The organism is Deinococcus cellulosilyticus NBRC 106333 = KACC 11606 (assembly GCF_007990775.1).
Classification (GTDB): domain Bacteria; phylum Deinococcota; class Deinococci; order Deinococcales; family Deinococcaceae; genus Deinococcus_C; species Deinococcus_C cellulosilyticus.
The window spans coordinates 21,337-38,161 of sequence record NZ_BJXB01000026.1 but is presented as its reverse complement, the minus strand read 5'-3'; the positions used below and the strand labels follow the sequence as shown (position 1 = coordinate 38,161).

At 55.6% G+C, this 16,825-nt stretch carries 18 protein-coding genes; 8 read left to right on the top strand and 10 right to left on the bottom strand.

The window, feature by feature from the left end; translation table 11 throughout:
• The first annotated feature begins 4 nt into the window (after positions 1 to 4).
• Positions 5 to 763, top strand: a complete 759-nt coding sequence (locus tag DC3_RS22590) for a fumarylacetoacetate hydrolase family protein (RefSeq protein WP_146888629.1) — start codon at positions 5 to 7, stop codon at positions 761 to 763.
• Between the two features lie 286 nt (positions 764 to 1,049).
• Here the strand turns inward: DC3_RS22590 and DC3_RS22585 are convergent, their stop codons facing one another.
• Complete coding sequence (locus DC3_RS22585; protein WP_146888626.1) at positions 1,050 to 1,307, bottom strand: hypothetical protein; 258 nt, start codon at positions 1,305 to 1,307, stop codon at positions 1,050 to 1,052.
• A 309-nt stretch (positions 1,308 to 1,616) separates the two neighbouring features.
• On the opposite strand from DC3_RS22585, the gene DC3_RS22580 reads away from it, so the two are divergent.
• Positions 1,617 to 2,993, top strand: a complete 1,377-nt coding sequence (locus tag DC3_RS22580) for an MFS transporter (RefSeq protein WP_186816194.1) — start codon at positions 1,617 to 1,619, stop codon at positions 2,991 to 2,993.
• On the opposite strand, the gene DC3_RS22575 is transcribed toward DC3_RS22580, so the two are convergent.
• Complete coding sequence (locus tag DC3_RS22575) at positions 2,994 to 3,272, bottom strand: glutaredoxin family protein (RefSeq protein WP_146888621.1); 279 nt, start codon at positions 3,270 to 3,272, stop codon at positions 2,994 to 2,996.
• Entirely contained in the window at positions 3,269 to 3,661 is a 393-nt protein-coding gene (locus tag DC3_RS22570; protein ID WP_146888618.1) for a YidB family protein, read from the bottom strand. Before DC3_RS22570 ends, DC3_RS22575 begins: the two co-directional genes overlap by 4 nt.
• A 305-nt stretch (positions 3,662 to 3,966) precedes the next feature.
• Here DC3_RS22570 and DC3_RS22565 point away from each other — a divergent pair, with 305 nt between their 5' ends.
• The 3 genes from DC3_RS22565 to DC3_RS22555 are packed head-to-tail and all read left to right on the top strand — an operon-like array spanning position 3,967 to position 7,999.
• Positions 3,967 to 6,294 carry a 3-hydroxyacyl-CoA dehydrogenase/enoyl-CoA hydratase family protein gene (locus DC3_RS22565; protein ID WP_146888615.1) on the top strand — a complete coding sequence of 776 codons (2,328 nt, stop codon included), beginning with the start codon at positions 3,967 to 3,969 and terminating at the stop codon, positions 6,292 to 6,294.
• A 32-nt stretch (positions 6,295 to 6,326) separates the two neighbouring features.
• Positions 6,327 to 6,794, top strand: coding sequence for a hypothetical protein (locus DC3_RS22560; RefSeq protein WP_146888612.1), 468 nt, complete (start codon positions 6,327 to 6,329; stop codon positions 6,792 to 6,794).
• Positions 6,795 to 6,826: 32 nt separating this feature from the next.
• Entirely contained in the window at positions 6,827 to 7,999 is a 1,173-nt protein-coding gene (locus tag DC3_RS22555; protein ID WP_146888609.1) for a thiolase family protein, read from the top strand.
• 89 nt (positions 8,000 to 8,088) lie between these two features.
• Here DC3_RS22555 and DC3_RS22550 read toward each other — a convergent pair whose 3' ends face one another.
• Complete coding sequence (locus tag DC3_RS22550) at positions 8,089 to 8,775, bottom strand: type 1 glutamine amidotransferase domain-containing protein (protein ID WP_146888606.1); 687 nt, start codon at positions 8,773 to 8,775, stop codon at positions 8,089 to 8,091.
• A gap of 177 nt (positions 8,776 to 8,952) precedes the next feature.
• Between DC3_RS22550 and DC3_RS22545 the strand changes: the two genes are divergently transcribed.
• A complete protein-coding gene (locus DC3_RS22545; RefSeq protein WP_146888603.1) occupies positions 8,953 to 9,846 on the top strand; it encodes a LysR family transcriptional regulator in 894 nt (297 codons plus the stop codon).
• Here the strand turns inward: DC3_RS22545 and DC3_RS22540 are convergent.
• Together DC3_RS22540 and DC3_RS22535 are read right to left on the bottom strand one after the other, a co-directional pair.
• On the bottom strand, positions 9,832 to 10,614 hold the full coding sequence (locus tag DC3_RS22540; protein WP_146888600.1) for an arylamine N-acetyltransferase family protein: 783 nt from the start codon (positions 10,612 to 10,614) through the stop codon (positions 9,832 to 9,834). The two genes, DC3_RS22545 and DC3_RS22540, sit on opposite strands and share 15 nt — an antisense overlap.
• A 75-nt stretch (positions 10,615 to 10,689) precedes the next feature.
• Positions 10,690 to 11,715: a DNA double-strand break repair nuclease NurA gene (locus DC3_RS22535; protein WP_146888598.1), complete on the bottom strand. Its 1,026-nt coding sequence runs from the start codon at positions 11,713 to 11,715 to the stop codon at positions 10,690 to 10,692.
• A 256-nt stretch (positions 11,716 to 11,971) separates the two neighbouring features.
• Between DC3_RS22535 and DC3_RS22530 the strand changes: the two genes are divergently transcribed.
• On the top strand, positions 11,972 to 12,685 hold the full coding sequence (locus DC3_RS22530; RefSeq protein ID WP_146888595.1) for a DsbA family protein: 714 nt from the start codon (positions 11,972 to 11,974) through the stop codon (positions 12,683 to 12,685).
• Positions 12,686 to 12,848: 163 nt separating this feature from the next.
• On the opposite strand, the gene DC3_RS22525 is transcribed toward DC3_RS22530, so the two are convergent.
• Both DC3_RS22525 and DC3_RS22520 read right to left on the bottom strand, forming a co-directional pair.
• Positions 12,849 to 14,255 carry a zf-HC2 domain-containing protein gene (locus DC3_RS22525; protein ID WP_146888592.1) on the bottom strand — a complete coding sequence of 469 codons (1,407 nt, stop codon included), beginning with the start codon at positions 14,253 to 14,255 and terminating at the stop codon, positions 12,849 to 12,851.
• A complete protein-coding gene (locus tag DC3_RS22520) occupies positions 14,245 to 14,811 on the bottom strand; it encodes an RNA polymerase sigma factor (protein ID WP_186816193.1) in 567 nt (188 codons plus the stop codon). Before DC3_RS22520 ends, DC3_RS22525 begins: the two co-directional genes overlap by 11 nt.
• Positions 14,812 to 14,906: 95 nt before the next feature.
• Between DC3_RS22520 and map the strand changes: the two genes are divergently transcribed.
• Positions 14,907 to 15,650: a type I methionyl aminopeptidase gene (map, locus tag DC3_RS22515; protein WP_146888586.1), complete on the top strand. Its 744-nt coding sequence runs from the start codon at positions 14,907 to 14,909 to the stop codon at positions 15,648 to 15,650.
• An 85-nt stretch (positions 15,651 to 15,735) separates the two neighbouring features.
• Here the strand turns inward: map and DC3_RS22510 are convergent, their stop codons facing one another.
• Positions 15,736 to 16,185: a DM13 domain-containing protein gene (locus tag DC3_RS22510; protein WP_146888583.1), complete on the bottom strand. Its 450-nt coding sequence runs from the start codon at positions 16,183 to 16,185 to the stop codon at positions 15,736 to 15,738.
• Between the two features lie 77 nt (positions 16,186 to 16,262).
• Complete coding sequence (locus DC3_RS22505; protein ID WP_146888581.1) at positions 16,263 to 16,802, bottom strand: YceI family protein; 540 nt, start codon at positions 16,800 to 16,802, stop codon at positions 16,263 to 16,265.
• Positions 16,803 to 16,825 lie beyond the last annotated feature (23 nt).

Sequence of the window (16,825 nt, the reverse complement as noted above, 5' to 3'; positions counted from 1 at the left end):
AGACATGCGCATTGTTCGATTTGAAAAAGACGGCCACACCTACTGGGGAGAGCTCGACCACCAGCTTGTTCACGTCCTGACCGGATTCATGGGAGAACGGACTGCAGTCAATTTTGACGCCACCCAGGTGAAACTCCTCGCACCAGCAACTCCCAGCAAGATTGTTTGCGTGGGCCGCAATTATGCCGATCACATCAAGGAACTGGGCAACATGCCCGCCACTGGGGACCTGCCCAAAGAGCCCGGACTCTTCCTCAAAGCCCCCAACACCCTGGCAGACCCTGAGCAGGAAGTGGAGTACCCCTCCTGGACCGAGAACCTGCACTTTGAAGGTGAACTTGGCCTGGTCATCTCTCGACGTGCAAAACACATCCGCAAAGAAGACGCGCTGGATTATGTTTATGGTTACACCTGCGCACTGGACATCACCGCCAGAGACAAACAGCGTTCAGACCTGCAGTGGTTCAGAGGCAAGAGCGCCGACCACTTCTGCCCGCTCGGTCCCTGGATCGAAACCGAACTTGACCCCTTTCACCTGCAGGTGATGACCCGCGTGAACGGAGAAACCCGCCAGGACGGTAACACCGAACAGATGATCTTCGACATCCCCACCGTGCTGGAATACGTTTCTGCTTTTATGACCCTGGAACCCGGAGATGTGGTCATCACAGGCACCCCCGATGGCGTTGGACCGCTGAACAGGGGAGACCGCGTGGAGGTCGAAGTTGAGGGCATTGGTGTGCTGGTGACGCACATCAGGTGAAGCAGAAGGCTTTGTACAGCCGAGAGCCGAGGGCCACTGAAAAGACGAAATCTTGTCTTGAGCAGCTGTGTGGGCTCCTCTGTTGCTCAACCCCGACATTAGATTTCCCTGGATCAATGAAGCAAGAATCCAACTTCAGCCTTCAAGCCACGATTGGTGCAGGATGTCTTTAACCCTCTCTTGACTTGAAATGCGCTGTAAAGTGGTCTGCTCTCGGCCCTCGGCCTCTTGCATTCCAAAAAAGAAAGCCAGCCCCATAAAGGCTGGCTGGATTTTTGATTTTGATTCATTCCCAGATTTCTGCGAAGTCCACCTTCAGCTCATTGCCGTTGGATGGGCTGTTGGACAGCGGAACGTCACTGCGCAGGCGTTCCAGAGAGGCCACCAGACATTTTTTGTTCTCGTCGTTGTGCTGCACGGTGACGGGCTTGGAGTAGACCATGCTGTCGTGCAGGATGTTGGTGGTGAGATTGCTTGCCAGGATGACAAATTCCTCGTCGGACAGCTCCTGTTTGACTTCGACACTGTAGTTGTTGATCTTCATGTGACCAGCTCCTATCCCTCAGGTGATGTTGAGGTGCGTTTCAGGCACCCTTGCAGGTGGGTTGAGGTGTGGATGATGCAGCATCCAGAAGAGAATTGTCCGAAGAGCATCTGACTCCTGTGTAACAATTCTGCACTGACAGTGTTCTTACTATGTACTTAGAATGTAACGGTTTTTTCATCTGTCAATGGGGAAAACCCCCATAACAACACTGAAACTTTGATTTTGGGCCGAACGAAGTGTGGTCCTGTCCATTAAGCGTAATGGTCGATGCATCCTGGATACAGAATGTGTCAGGCTGACCCCACGATGTCCTCCCTCCCCACCATGCCCCCAGAAGACCGCAGCCTGTTCAGCCCCAGATACCGCAATGTCACCATTGGGCTGTTGCTGGCCATCCTGACCACCGCTTTTGAAGCCATGGCCGTGGCCACCATTCTTCCTGAGGTGGCGAAGTCTCTGGATGGTCTCAGTTACTATGGCTGGGCGTTCAGTGCTTTTCTGCTCAGCAACATCATTGGCACCATTGTTGGTGGAGAACTCATCGACCGCATGGGGTCAGCAAAACCCTTCGCCATCTTCCTGTTGATTTTCGGTCTGGGACTGGTGGTGGCAGGGTCTGCAGGACACATGGCGGCTTTTGTCCTGGGCCGTTTCCTGCAAGGATTTGGAGCTGGAGGTCTCAATGCTGTGCCCTTCAGCATCATGAGCCAGCTTTATCCCGATCACCTCAGGGCAAAACTGCTGGCCAGCATTTCGAGTGCCTGGGTGCTGCCCTCACTGTTTGGCCCGATTCTGGCAAGCACAATTGCTGCAGCCTCCTCGTGGCACATGGTGTTCTACAGTGTGGTGCCCCTGCTGATTCTGGTGGGTTTCCTGACCATCCCCACCCTGCAGCATTCCACAAAGCCAGTCGGCAACCCGCCTCCTTTCAATGTCCGGCGTTTTGGGTTCAGCATTTTGCTTGCCGTTGGGGCCGCCGTGTTGCTGGCCGGGCTCTCCTGGCAGCAGAGCATCTGGATGTGGCCAGTCACCCTCACAGGGGTGCTGCTCACTGCACTCGCCTCCCGTGAAATTCTGCCCTCAGGCATTTTCCGCTTTGCAAGGGGCATTCCCTCAGGGATCATCGTGAGGGGATGCAGTGCCTTTGCTTTCTTTGGATCGGAAGCCTTCATGCCTCTTGGACTGATCGAGATCCAGAAGTTTACGGTCACCCAGGCGGGTCTGCTGCTCACCGTGGGGGGCGTCTCCTGGTCAGTGGGCTCCATTCTTCAGGCCCGCATGGATTCCAGAGAAGGCCCTGAACGCAGGGTCTTCAGGGTGCGACTGGGCATGGCCCTGCTCACCGTGGGCATTGCCATCTCAGGTCTGAGCATTGTCGGTTTGCTTCCCAGTCTGACTGTGGTGCTGGGGTGGGCCATGGCCGGACTCGGCATGGGTCTGGGCTACGCCACCAACAGCCTGATCATTCTGGGACAGGTGAAAGAAGGCGAATCCGGCAAGGTCTCCTCTCAGCTCAACAGTGCAGAAGTGCTGCTGGCCGCCCTATCTGCAGGCATTGGCGGAGCACTGGTGGCATGGAGCAAAAATGCAGACCTTGCCCTGGACATTCCCCTCAAACTGACCTTCCTGATGCTGGTCGGGGTGTCACTGCTGACCTGGGTGGCGGCGCGGCGGGTGGCGTAATCACCCCGCGCGAATGTCCAGCAGTCCGTGCTGGTTCAGCATCACGTTCAGGTCCCAGATTCTGGGCACATGGCGATAATCCTGCCCGATGGCAACGGTTGGAATGCGCCTTTTCCCTTCATAAAGTTTTTCCAGCAACATGGCTGCTGCTTCATCCTGCTCAATGTCGATGTAGGTGTACCGCACCCCGATGGTCTCCAGATATGCACGGATGCCGCGCACGTCGCTGCACCAGGAGGTGCCGTACACCGTGACCCGGGGTGTGGCACTTTTTTTCATAGGCGGGGAACGTCCAGTTTTTCCTGGGCCTGGGTGACCAGGGCATGGGTGTTGTGGTTGACGCTGCCGTCCGGGGTGAGCTGGTCAATGAACTGGGGCAGGTTCTGGGCGACCAGGGTTAAGAGTTCATTGCGGTCCATTCCGGTTTGACCAGAGACTTTGTCAATGGTTTCAGGGCCGAGGGCACTTTCAAGTTCAGGCACACTGATCTGGGCGTTTGGACCTGTATTGACCCAGCTCCCGACGGCATGTCGGGTGCTTTCATTGCCACGTTGAAGTTTGGAGAGCAGGTTTTCGAGGCCTCCAGATTGCTGCAGCAGCATGAAGAGAATTCTGAGGATGTTGCTGTTGTTTCCGAGAAGCTGTCCAAGTGAGTCTAGGAGTCCCATAGGGTCAGTCTAGGAAGTTGCTGCACTGGACTCTTGGAGCTTTTTTACAGTTGCAGGGCCGAATTCTTGAGGTTCTCCTCATCAATTGAAGTGAGGTTCATGATGTCTGTGGGCACAAATGGGTATGCTGGATGCGCTCCCCTCTTGTCTGATCTGTTCCCTGTCGTGGGAGGCTTTGTCTTTGCCCGGGTGTGCATGTCTCTGGAAATGGAACATGCTGTTCAGGTGGCTGGACCCACTGGACAAAAATCTGGATACGGCCTAAAATTATACTTAGTTCAATTTTCACAAGAGGAGATGACCTCATGAAAGTAAAAACCGCTGCCGTGATTGGAGCAGGGACCATGGGTGCTGCCATTGCGGCCCACCTGGCCAATGCTGGCATTCCCACCCTGCTGCTCGACATCGTGCTCCCTGACCAGAAAGACCGCAACTTCCTTGCCAAACAGGGTCTGGACCGTGCCCTGAAAGCCAGTCCAGCCGCCTTTATGGATAAAGACCGGGCCAAACTGATCAGAATCGGCAACCTCGAAGACAACCTGAAAGACCTCGCAAACGTGGACTGGGTTGTGGAAGCCATCATTGAGAAGCTTGACGCCAAAAAAGCCCTGTGGGAAAAACTGGACGGTCTGGTGAAACCCACCACCATTGTGTCCAGCAACAGTTCGGGCATCCCCATGCACCTGCAGATTGAAGGGCGCAGCGATGCTTTCAAACGCCAGTTTGTGGGCACCCACTTCTTCAACCCTCCCAGATACCTGCACCTTCTGGAAGTGATCCCCACCCCCAGCACCGATCCCGACGTGGTCAAAACCATCTCCGAATTTGGCGACAAGGTGCTCGGAAAAGGCATTGTGAATGCCAATGATGTTCCTGGCTTTGTGGCCAACCGCATCGGGGTCTACGGGATGGTGCGCACCCTCAAGCACATGCAGGACACCGGAATCTCCATCGATGAGGTGGACGCCCTGACCGGACCCATCATGGGACGCCCCAAGAGCGCCACCATGCGCACCGCTGACCTGACCGGTCTGGACGTGCTGTTTCATGTGGCTGGCGACCTGCAAAAAGCCACCCCTGAAGATGAGGACTTCACCCTCACCCCCATGTTCCTGCAGATGATTGAACAGAAGCGCCTCGGAGACAAGACCGGACAGGGCTTCTACAAAAAGGTCAAGGAAAATGGCAAGAGTGTCATCCTCACCCTTGATCCCGAGACCATGGAGTACGTCAACAAGGGCAAAACCCGTCTGGCGGAACTCGAACCCATCAAAGGTCAACCTCTCCCTGAGCGCATCAAAGGCCTGACCCAGCTGCCAGGCAAGTACGGCGAATTCATGCGCAAAGTCATGATGGACACCTTCTGGTACGCCGCGAAAATGGCCGGGAATGTCTCCAACACCATTGTGGACATCGACAACGCCCTCAAATGGGGTTTTGGCTGGGAGATGGGTCCTTTCGAGACCATGGACGCCCTGGGCGTACAGAACGTGATCTCCTATCTGGAAAAAGAGGGTCGCACCCTGCCACCTCTCTTGCAGGCCATGAAAGACAGCGGGCGCACCTCCTTCTACCAGGACGGTGAAGTGGTGGATGTGAAGGGACAGCCTGAGAAGTACGAGGCCCCCTACATGATCCTCAAGGACCTCAAGAAAGACGCCACCAGAGTGGTTAAATCTCGACCTGGTGCCAGTCTGGTGGACATTGGCGATGGTGTGCTCTTGCTGGAATTCCACAGCAAGATGAACAGTCTGGGAGAAGACGCCATCAACATGGTCTTCACCGCGCACAAGATCATCGAAGAACAGGGCTTTGTGGGCCTCGTGATGGGCAACCAGGGAGACAACTTCAGTGCTGGAGCCAACCTCCCTCTGATCCTGATGAATGCCCAGAACGGGGACTGGGACGAAATCGACATGGCAATCCGCCAGTTCCAGCGTGCCACCACCTCCCTGCGCTTCAGCCCACACCCCACCGTTGTGGCCCCCTTCAACCTGACCCTCGGGGGTGGCTGTGAGTTCTCCCTGCATGGCGATCACACCCAGGCCAGTGCAGAAACCTACATGGGCCTGGTGGAGGTCGGTGTGGGTCTCCTTCCCGGTGGTGGTGGAACCAAGGAAATGTACCTGCGTTTCGTGGATGAACTTCCTGCGAATGCACCTCTGCTTCCTGCTCTGCAACGCGCCTTTGAAACCATTGCACTGGCCAAAACCAGCACCAGCGCACTGGAAGCCAAAAAATTGGGCTACCTGCGCGACAGCGACGGCATCAGCATGAACCGGGATCGCCTGATTCAGGATGCCAAGGCCAAAGTTCTCGAACTCGCTCGCAATTACGTGGCTCCCACCCCCAGACAGGACATCCCCGTCATGGGCGAAAACGGCTACGCAGCCATCCGAAGTGCCCTCTACGGCATGGTGGAAGGTGGATTTGCCAGCGAACACGATCAGGAAGTCTCTCTGGCTGTGGCCCGTGTGCTCTGTGGTGGACGCACCAACAACAGAAACGCCCGTGTAAGCGAGCAATTCCTGCTGGATCTGGAACGGGAGAACTTCCTTTATCTGTGCGGCAAGCGCAAGACGCAGGAGAGGATTGCACACATGCTGAAGACGGGGAAACCGCTGAGGAATTGATAGGGGATTTGCAGAAGGCAGGAGAGAAACGCATGCTATTGGTGGTTCAGGTGGTTTCAATCAGCTGGGGAAAGAAACACAGAGGTGCTGAAGGTGGTGCTCTGGTGAATCGTCTTCCTCTGGCCGTAAAACTTCCTGCATTGCTGGACAAGGAAGACAAAACACTGCTCCATACCCATGTTTTGTCTTCCAGTGAAAGATTCAAAGGAAGAGATGTTTTTGAATCCCACGATCGTTTCCTTTCTCCTTTTGCTTATGGAGAAGTCCGTTTCGAGCGAGAAGAGGACAGATACCATGCCACATATTGCAGAGGCTATATCAGGAAAACCTTTGGACTTGAATCCGAAAAGGTTTACTGCTTTGAGTATTCTCGCAAAACCTCAAGTGAGGGTGTCTGGATTTTTCACAAAGTGGCAGTCAATGTGGCAATGGTTGATGTCTACCGACAGGACCTGTTTGTGATCCAGGAACCCGACTTCAAGTTTCGAGATTCAGTTTGACTCAGGCATCAGCCCTGAGAAGGAGAAGCATTATGCGCGAAGCTGTGATCGTGAGTGCCGTCCGGACTCCGGTAGGAAGAGGAATCAAAGGAACCTTGGCCAACACCCGCCCAGATGATCTGGCTGCCCTCGCTCTGGAGGAAGCCGTCAAGCGTGCCGGAATCGACAAAGCCCTGGTGGAAGATGTGTATCTCGGGTGTGCCATTCCCGAAGCCGAGCAGGGCCTGAACATTGCCCGTCTGGCCGCCCTGCGTGCAGGTTTTCCTGACACCACGGGTGGAGTGACCATCAACCGGTTCTGCTCTTCTGGGCTGCAGACCATTGCCATGGCGGGTGCTGCGATCCAGACCGGTCAGGCCGATGTGATGCTGGCCGGAGGCGTGGAATCCATGAGCATGGTGCCCATGAGTGGACACAACCCCAGCCCCAACCCCACCCTGATGGACACCCGTCCTGGTGCATACATCGGCATGGGTCTGACTGCAGAAAACATTGCTGCAAAATACGGCATCAGCCGTGAGGACCAGGACAGGTTTGCTCTGGCCAGCCACCAGAAAGCTGCAAAAGCCCAGGAAGAGGGCAAGTTCAAAGACGAAGTGGTGCCTGTGCCTGTCCGGGTGGACAAATACAAGGGAACCAAAGTGGTCAGTGAAACGGTCCTGTTTGAGAACGACGAACTGATCCGCAAAGATGGAAGCCTGGAAAGCATGGCAGGCCTGAAACCCGCCTTCAAACAGGGTGGAAGTGTCACTGCAGGCAATGCCAGCCCTTTCAGCGATGGTGCTGCTGCGGTCCTGATCATGAGCCGCGAGAAAGCCGATGAACTCGGACTGCAACCCATCGGGCGTTTCCTGGGCTTTGCGGTGGGCGGCGTGGAGCCCGAGTACATGGGCATCGGGCCTGTCAAAGCTGTGCCCAAAGTGCTGCAGCAGGTGGGTCTGACCATGGACGACATTGACCTGTTTGAGCTGAACGAGGCTTTTGCGGCCCAGGCCCTCGCAGTGGTGCGTGAACTGGGCATCCCGGAAGAAAAACTGAACGTGAACGGTGGAGCCATTGCGCTGGGTCACCCCCTGGGTTGCTCTGGTGCAAAACTCACCGCCACCATCCTGCACGAACTGAAGCGCCGTGGAGGCAAGTACGGCGTGGTGACCATGTGCATTGGTGGAGGCATGGGTGCCGCTGGGGTGTTTGAAGCCCTGTAAGCACAGCCCATAAAACACAAAAGAGGATCAGGACAGGGGAGTGTGCGAAAACCTGTCCTGATCCTCTTTTTGATGGTCAAAGCTGGAATTTAGACCTGGGCAGGTTGTTTTTCAAGCAACTTCACCACAGCCTCTGCCACACCCGTTGCAGAGGCTGGATTCTGCCCTGTGACCAGACGTTCTGAAACCTGCACATTGTTGGCCCACAGGGGAGCAGGAATGTGGTTTGCTCCACGCTCAATCAGCGCACTTTCCAGCAGGAAGGGCACCACACCGGTGAGGCCTGGGGCAGCCTCTTCTGCATTGGTGAAGGCAGCAACGTTTTTGCCTGCCACAAGGGATTGACCATCTGAGAGGCGAATGTTCACCAGGCCTGCGGGACCATGGCAGACTGCCGAAACCACGCCACCCTGCTCGTAAATGCTGGCAGCAATCCGGGCCAGTTCGGTGTTGTCCTTGAAGTCCCACATGGTCCCGTGGCCACCCACGTAAAAAATCGCTTCGTAATCTGCAGGATTCACCTGATCGGGCGTCATTGTGTCGTTCAGCTTCTGGGCCACTTCTGGGTCTTCAATGAAGGCTTTCTGCTGGGGGTCTTCAAGGTTCAGGCCATTGATGGGTGCTTTGCCTCCCAGAGGGCTCACAAAGTCGATCTGGTATCCATGCTGCTTGAAGACATGGAAAGGATGGGCGGCTTCGGAAACATAAAACCCTGTTTTGCGAAGGCCTGCAAGGTCGTCATGGCTGGTGAGCACGAACAGAATGCGTTTTGACATCAGAATCTCCTCTGGACAGAACACAACGCCACCAGGGCAGGCCTGATGCGTTTGGCTCTGTTTTTTTGGGATGGGGAAGGGTGCTTTTCTGAAGACCCTTGCTCGCTTGACCTCACTATAGGCCTCTGACCTTCCATCAACAAATGATGGCTTGCTATGATATTCATGACTTTTTTTATGGATCAGCTGAATCAACTGCGCTCTTTTCTGGCCATTTACCGGGCTGGGTCCCTGACCCGTGCAGCAGAATTCCTGCACCTCACCCAGCCTGCCCTGACCCGGCAGATCAAACAGCTTGAAGCCCGCCTGAACCGCCAGCTTTTTGTCCGGGTTGCCAGAGGGGTTCTTCCCACGCCTGCAGCCCATGAACTTGCCAGAAAGATTGCCTCGCATCTGGATGCGCTGGAGACCCTCTCCGACACCCTGAAAGTGGGGCACAGAAGCCTTGCTGGAACGGTCTTCCTGGGAGGTCCGCCTGAATTTCTGGGAGAACGGATTCTTCCTGCACTTGTAGACCTGCATGAAGAAAGCATCCAGATTCGGGTGCAACTGGGCACCCCTGATGTTCTGGTGCAGGAGGTGCAGTCTGGAACGCTGGATCTGCTGGTTTCCACAGCGCGAATCAGCACACCTGACCTGCAGAGCAGCCCCCTTTATCAGGAAGAACTGGTTCTGGTGGGTGCAGCGAAATGGGCTGAACAGATTCCAGATGAAGCTTCTCAGGCCATCGAAATCCTGTCTGGGATGCCTCTGCTTGGGTATGCAGAAGATTTGCCCCTGATCCGCAAATACTGGCGTCAGGTGTTCGGGGTGCTCCCTGTTGCTGCTGCGAGTGTGGTGATCCCTGACCTGCGTGCTCTGGCCCTGAGTGCGGCAAGTGGAGGTGGGGTGACTGTGCTGCCCAGATATCTGGCGCAGGAGCATCTGTCTGCTGGAACCCTTCTTGAACTGTTCACACCGTCAAGATCCCCGGCCAACCAGCTTTATCTGGTCAGCAAAAGGGATGCTCACCTGCATCCAAGGGTGCTCCATGTCCGGCAGAAGCTGGAAGAGAGGTCAATTCACTGGTGAAACTTCGCGGGCACGTTGCAGACAGGCTGCGTAAAGGGTCTGGATTTCCGCATCATCCAGGGGAACACCATAAAAGTCCCGCAGCTTGCTGGCAAATTCCTGTTCATCCAGAAGCCTCTCACTGGACCCCTCCACCCACTTGTGGTCGGTCAGGTAATCCTTGCGGCCCTGCACCTGAAACCCGCAGAACATCTTCTTTCTGAAGCCAGATTCTGCAGAGTTGGAGTAGTAAGTGCACATTTCAAAGAAATCCTCGAGGGGATGTTCCTGCTCTGTGAAGACGTAAAGGTTCTTTTCACGTTCCAGATCGATGTAGGTCCAGACCTCTCCTTCTTTTTGCAGGGTGCATCCGTTTTCAACATGTCCTTCCAGGATCGGGAAAGGATGCACGCTGCCATCATTGAAGCCCACATCCACCAGATAAGCCTGTCCATCCAGCACCACTTTCAGGGCCAGATGGGCGAAAGGAGGGGCCAGGGTGCCATCACCCTTGAAAGGCTGGCTCATGATCAGGCGCACATCGTAACCGAGACTTTTCAGCAGCCATGCAAAGGCACTGTTCAGCTCGTAGCAGAAACCGCCTCTTTTTCGATCAAGGATTTTTTCCAGCAGGGCATCAATGTTCAGTTCAATGGGCTGCCCCAGATGCAGGCTGAGGGTCTCGAAGGGCAGGTGTTGCAGGTGTTTTTGCTGCAGCTCTGAAAGGTGATCCAGTGAGGGTGGACGCACTTGGCATTCGATGCGCTCAAGGTATTTTTGCAGGCTCATGCATGATTTTCTTTCGAAAACCCTGCCTTGTTTGAGACACAGTGCACCATCCAGCCGGGGGAGGGGACCCTGTGCTCACAACAGCTGGTTTGCTGCAAATTCCTCCATCAGAAACTGACGGATGCGGCGCTCAATGATGTCTTTTGCTCCCAGCCTGCGCTTCAGTTCTTTCTCCAGGGCACCTGTGGGGATCAGGTTCTGGGGAGCGCGTCTGTCCTTGAAAGACTCGCTGGCAAGCCTGCACAGCAACTCACCCGAAAAATCTGCAACCAGTTTGATGGCAGGGGGCAGGTCCTCGTGCTCGCTGGGGGCGTAGGCCTCGACCCGCACCAGACCCCCATAAGATTGCATGTAGGGAGGCATGGCGGCCAGACGCACATACCACGAGTAACGGGCGTAGGATTTGCCCTCATACCTGAGGTAGAAGATGGGGGTGCGTTCCTTTGGTTTCAACTGCGAGAGCAGCCTCTGCTCTGTGGGGGGCAGAAAGTGGGTGTACTGGGTTTTCACAATGCCAAACACCAGTTTCTCAGGGTTGTCTCGCCGCAGGCTGCCGTCCTGAAACACCAGGCTTTTCAGTTGAATGGGCTGAACAGACACCTCTTCAATGTCAGAACTCAGGTCGTGGGACAGCTGTTGTTCCATGGTCAACATGAGATGCTGCAGGCCGCTCAGGGGAGTGTGAATTTCATTGGGTTGCTCGGTGTGGGGGGTGAAGATCAATTCAGGGCACTGTCCAGCAAGGGCAGCAAGCCTGAGGGGCTGTGCCTGATACCCTCCGCCCGCCACCAGAATCCGCTGACAATCCAGGTAGTTCAGTTGGGCCGGGCGACGCCCATGGGGATGCAGCTCGACCGCACCTGTGGCAACAGCCCCCAGCCCTCCAAACACCATCCGGTCCCCATCCTCAATGGTGACGTTGGCATAAAGCTGACGGGTGCCGTCCACAATGTAAACGTACTCCAGGCTCTCTGGAATGGGTGTACAGGGAATGGCTTCCCAGTCCGGACCTTCCATGAAGTGAATGAAAGCCTTGGTCTGGGGTTCCAGGGTCTGAATTTGCGGCTGGTCTGCACTCCAGGGGTCAAGTCGTAAACGCATGGGGTCCTCTTCAGAACTGAAGGCTGACTTTCAGTTCGTTTTTCTGTAAGCATCATACTATTGTAGTGGACCCAAAATCTCACCCAGCAGAAAATCGGGCAGTGGTGCACATTGATGGTCCAATTCAACTGACCAGAGACACCTTTTTGGACCTCTGAGGTCTCTGGGCTTCCTGGCTCAATTGCGGATGTTGTGTTCTTCTGGAATGTATATTATGGCCCATCCAGAAAACCCTCCTTTCCCTTAACATGAAAACGTGTTGAGCTTTGCAAGTGGATTGTGGAACCTGAGGCATTCAAGCTGGTTTGGACTGTTTTTTTCACTGGTGCTGATGATGGCGATGGGTGGAACGGCAGGCGTGTACTCTGTGGCCCTTGATGAACAGAGGGAGGCTGCCAGAGATGCCTTTCTCAGCCGTTCCCCCATGTGGGGAAACAAAGAAAGCAACATTGTGATCGTTGAGTTTGGAGACTTCAACTGCAAAGCATGCCAGGCCTTGCACCAGAAAGTGTACAGAGAGGCCATCGAGCAGCATGTGCGTTCCGGGAGGGCTGTTTATTATTACGTGGATGTGGGCATTCTGGGGAAAGACAGCGAGGCAGGGAGCCGTTTTCTGTATTGCCTGCAAAAACACGATTCTGCGCTTGCCAGCACTTTCGTGGACTCCCTCTATGCCCGTCCAGAGCAGCACTGGAATGCCTCAAAATACCGACGACTGTACCAGAACCTGAAGGGAGAACAGCTCTCCACCCTTCAGGGCTGCACCCGTTCTCGTGCCGCGCAGGCTTTTGTCAAAGAAAACCAGTACAGAATGCGCAAAAGCATGGTGCGTGAGCTTCCAGGCCTGGTGGTGGGTGACCGCCAGCCCAACTTCAACCCACAGGATGTGGAGGCCCTGCTGCAGGAAATGAGTGGCTGGACCGTCAGCATCCCCATCGCTGATCCGCTGTACACGGGCCAGACCCACTGAGTCAGAAGTCATCAAGGTGGGCTGCACACCTGACTGAGGATGCAGCCCTGTTGAAATGTTGCCTCTTTTTTGGTGCAAGATCGAAAATGATATCGATGAAACTGTTGCGTTCTGGGAAAACAGTTCTTGCTGGGTGCTGTGAACTGTCAACTGTGAACTTGCATCACTCCACCTGTTCCATCACCTGCAGGTTGCTGTCCAGCATGTTGATGCCCTGTCTGGCATCTGCCAGGAGCAGTTTTCCTCCAGGCATGGTTTCAATGTCCATGGGGGTCCCGAACTGTGCGGTTTTGACCACCTTCCACTGGACCAGATCCACCTTGCTCACCTGTCCTGAACGGTCTGAGAGGTAGGCCTGACCACTGGCAATGGTCATCTTGTCTGGGTGCCCTTCCAGTGCAAGTTCACGGGTGATCTTGTTGCCCGTGAGTTCCAGCAGCCTTCCTGCGTGGTCCAGCACCAGCACACGGTCACCATAAGGGCTGAGGGCCACGGGTTCACCTCCCACATCCAGGGTGTTGTGCACCTGCAGGGTGTCCGGGTTCACCAGAAAGACCTTGCCGCGCATGTGGTGGGTGACCAGCAGCAGGTTGTCTTTTTGCAGCACCGCATCCATGAATTCCTCTCTGGGAATTTCACGGGTGGCAGCCAGTTTGATTTCGGTGACAAATCCGTCTTCCCGGATGGAGGTCAGAAACCCGCTGAGGGCACACTTCACGAAAATCTGCCCATTTCGCACACTGAGGCCACTTGCCCCTGCGTGCACCTTGTGGGTGCGTTCCACCCGACGGGATTCCAGATTCACCACGATCAAATGCTGGTTTGCAGTGTCCAGCAGATAAACGCGAGGCCCCGCTGCCACCCCCTCGGTAAAATAGGGAACCTCATCCATCTGAAGTTTCAGGCCAGTGGCTTTGCCGTCCTGGTTGAGGATCACAATTGGTGCAGCGTCTTTGCTGCTGTTGGCAAACACCACCGTTTCCCCTGCACTGACCACCACACTGGGGTCAGGAGCAAGTCCTGCACTGGCCGAGGGGGAAAGCAGACCTCCGGCCCACAGCACACCTGTGACCGTGGCGGCCAGACCCAGACCCCACCATTGCAACTGCCGTGACGGTTTTCTGGAACTGCCTTCACGGACCTGTTTCAGCACCTGATTTTTCAAGTCTGGAGGAGGCCTCAGGTCAGGGGCACTGTGTGGAAGGGCTGTGACCACCAGATCCATGTCCTGTGCATAATCCTGGCAACCCTGGCATTCATCAAGGTGCTGCTGCAGAGCCGTCTCATCGCTGGTTTCGATGCCCCCCGTGATGCGGTCCACCACCAGGGTCTGGGCCTGTTCACAGCTGAGGCCGCCATGCAACTTCGAGAAAATGCGGTCTTTGAGGCCAGAAGGGGCTTCAACAGGTTCAACGTGAAGCAACCCCATCATCACTTCCGAGAGGTCCTGTGCGTAGATCTGACACTCTGGACAGGATTCAAGGTGAGCAAGCACCTCCGGATCACTGTCTGCAGCACGGCCCTGCGACAGCAAATCGGAGATTCTCAGCTGGGCATCCTCACACTTCATCCGCAATTCCTTTCAGGTGGTCTTTCAGGCGGTCCAGGGCGTATTTCAGGCGGCTTTTCACGGTGCCCACCGGAACCCCCATGGCCAGCGCGATTTCCTCTCTGGACTCTCCTTTGAAGTAGGCTCGCTCGACGGTTTCCCTGTGGGCAGCACTCAACTGGGACAGTGCATGCCTGACCCTGTCTCCGAGGGCACCCAGTTCTGCACGTTCCTGCAGAGACAGGTTCTGGTCCTCAAAAGGCAGGAGTTCGCCTTCCTCGTTGTAGATGTCTCCCTCGTACTTGCGTTTGCGCAGGGTGTCAATGGCCAGATTGCGCACCATGGTCATGAAAAAGGCAGCAAAGCTGGCCCTGGAGGGATCAAAGCTTCTGGGCTGGTTCCAGATTTTCAGAAAAGCATCCTGCACCACTTCCTGGGCAGCGTCCTGGTCCTCAAGGGTCCTGAGGGCCAGACCATATGCGGCATTCACATACCGGTCGTACAATTCTGAAAGCGCACTTTCATCCCGCTTCTCAAACCGTACAATGAGCTCAGCGTCTGAAATGGGTGTAGGCATCTTCATCAGTGTACGGGCAGGGAAGGTGAGCATCCAATCTCCTTATTCAGAAGATACGAAACAGACCCCCGTAAAAGTTCAAAGGAGTGCACCCAATGTCCATTGATTCAGAACACGACCTGCAGGGAATGCAGCACGCAGGCAAGGTGGTTGCAGAGGCCCTCAGGGTCATGAAAGAGGCCATAGAGCCCGGGGTGACCCCCGCCGAACTCAACGAACTGTGCGGGCAGGTCTTCCAGAAGTATGGGGCCATTTCTGCACCCAGGCAGGTGTATGGTGCTCCAGTGCATGCCTTCATCAGCGTGAATGAAGATGTTGTGCATGGCCTCCCCACCACTCGACCTCTGCAGGCTGGAGATGTTGTCAAACTGGATGTCACCCCCATTGTCGATGGCTACATTGCAGATGCCGCCATCACCGTGGCTGTCCCTCCCGCTTCCCCCCAGGCCCTCAAATTGATTGCCTGTGCAGAAGCCGCTTTCCAGGCCGCCATGAAAGTTGCCACGGCTGGAAAACCCATCCATGTGATCGGGCAGGCCATCGAGCGTGAAGTCACGGCCAGAGGATTCACTGTCCTGCGGGAGCTTTCCGGGCACAGTGTGGGCAGAACCATTCACGAGGAACCCTCGGTGCTGAACTACTACCACCCCCGAGACCGTTACCCCCTGCACGAAGGTCTGGTGCTCGCCATTGAGCCCCTGATCAGCGCAGGCAAAAGGGGTCGCGTCAAAACACTCAGGGACGGTTGGACCCTTTCCACCACCGATGGAAGCCTCAGTGCCCACTACGAGCATACGGTGGTGATCACCAGGGGGCAGCCAATGGTGCTGACGGCATAGGATCAGCCCCCTGTTTCTCGTTTCACTCGAAACTGTCCCCCCAACTTTGTCGGGGGGACAGCCTGAAGCGTCAGGCAGGGGGGATCTACCGCAGATTCGCCACCCCGAACGCAGTGGACACCAGATCGCACCACAACACCACACTCTGGAAGTCGTCGGGTTTCACGCTTTTGGGAAGTTTGAAGGAGAAGTTCCCTGAGAAGGTTTTCAGGCCTCCGACCACCACGTATTGTCCGCTGGCCTTCTTGATGTCTGCTGCGTCCTGAACGGCTTTTTTGTAAAGCCACACTTTGAGGTCGGGGGCAGCTTCCGTTTTCAGGCCTTTGATCATCAGGGTGGAGGTGCCATCGGGGTTTTTCTGGAAGGACACCCTTCCCTGGGTGGGGGCATGGAGGCTCTTGAAGGTGAGCTGTTCCTGCATCATGGTGCCCTGTTTCATTTCAGTCTGCTTCATGCCGTTCTGGGCGTAGACCACAGCGGGGAGGGCGAGGGTGGAGAGGCTGAGGGCAAAAAGGATTTTCAGGGTGTTTTTCATGGGGATGCCTTTCTTGACACGTGTTGGCCTGCCCCTTCTGGGGAAGGGGAGAGTCAATCTTTGATTTGTGGGGTGGTTTATCGGGGTTTGAGGTTGAACATGACCATCACATCGGTGGCGTCATCTGCGCCGGGAACCTGGATGCCGTGGTCTTTCAGCACCACATCGAAGTGGGTGCTCACCTGCACGGTCTTGCCGTCAAAACGGATTTTGATGGGGGCCTTCAGGGGACGCAGGATGCCTTTGAGCAGAAAACTGCCTTCTGCAAAGCCCTGCAATTCCTGCCCCGAGATGAGTTTTTTGATGCCAGTGATTCTGGAGATCTTGAATTCCGCTCTGGGGTGACTGGCGACCTCCAGAAAGTTGCGGGCATGGTCATCGCGCAGGGAGATTCCTGTGTCCAGATGGCGCAGGTCCACCCGCACACTTCCAGTGACCTTTTGCAGATCCGTGGGATCAAATTTGAGGTCTGCCTGCACTTTGCTGGTGCTTCCTGGCACGGGGATCAGGGTGACCCGAAAATTGAAGTTTGCAGCAGGCTGGCCGGTGATGGTGTATTGCAACGGTGATGCAAAGCCCATGCCAGACAGCAGAACCATGAGTGGAAGTCTTTTCAAGAGCACTTCCTCCTTTCTGTGGG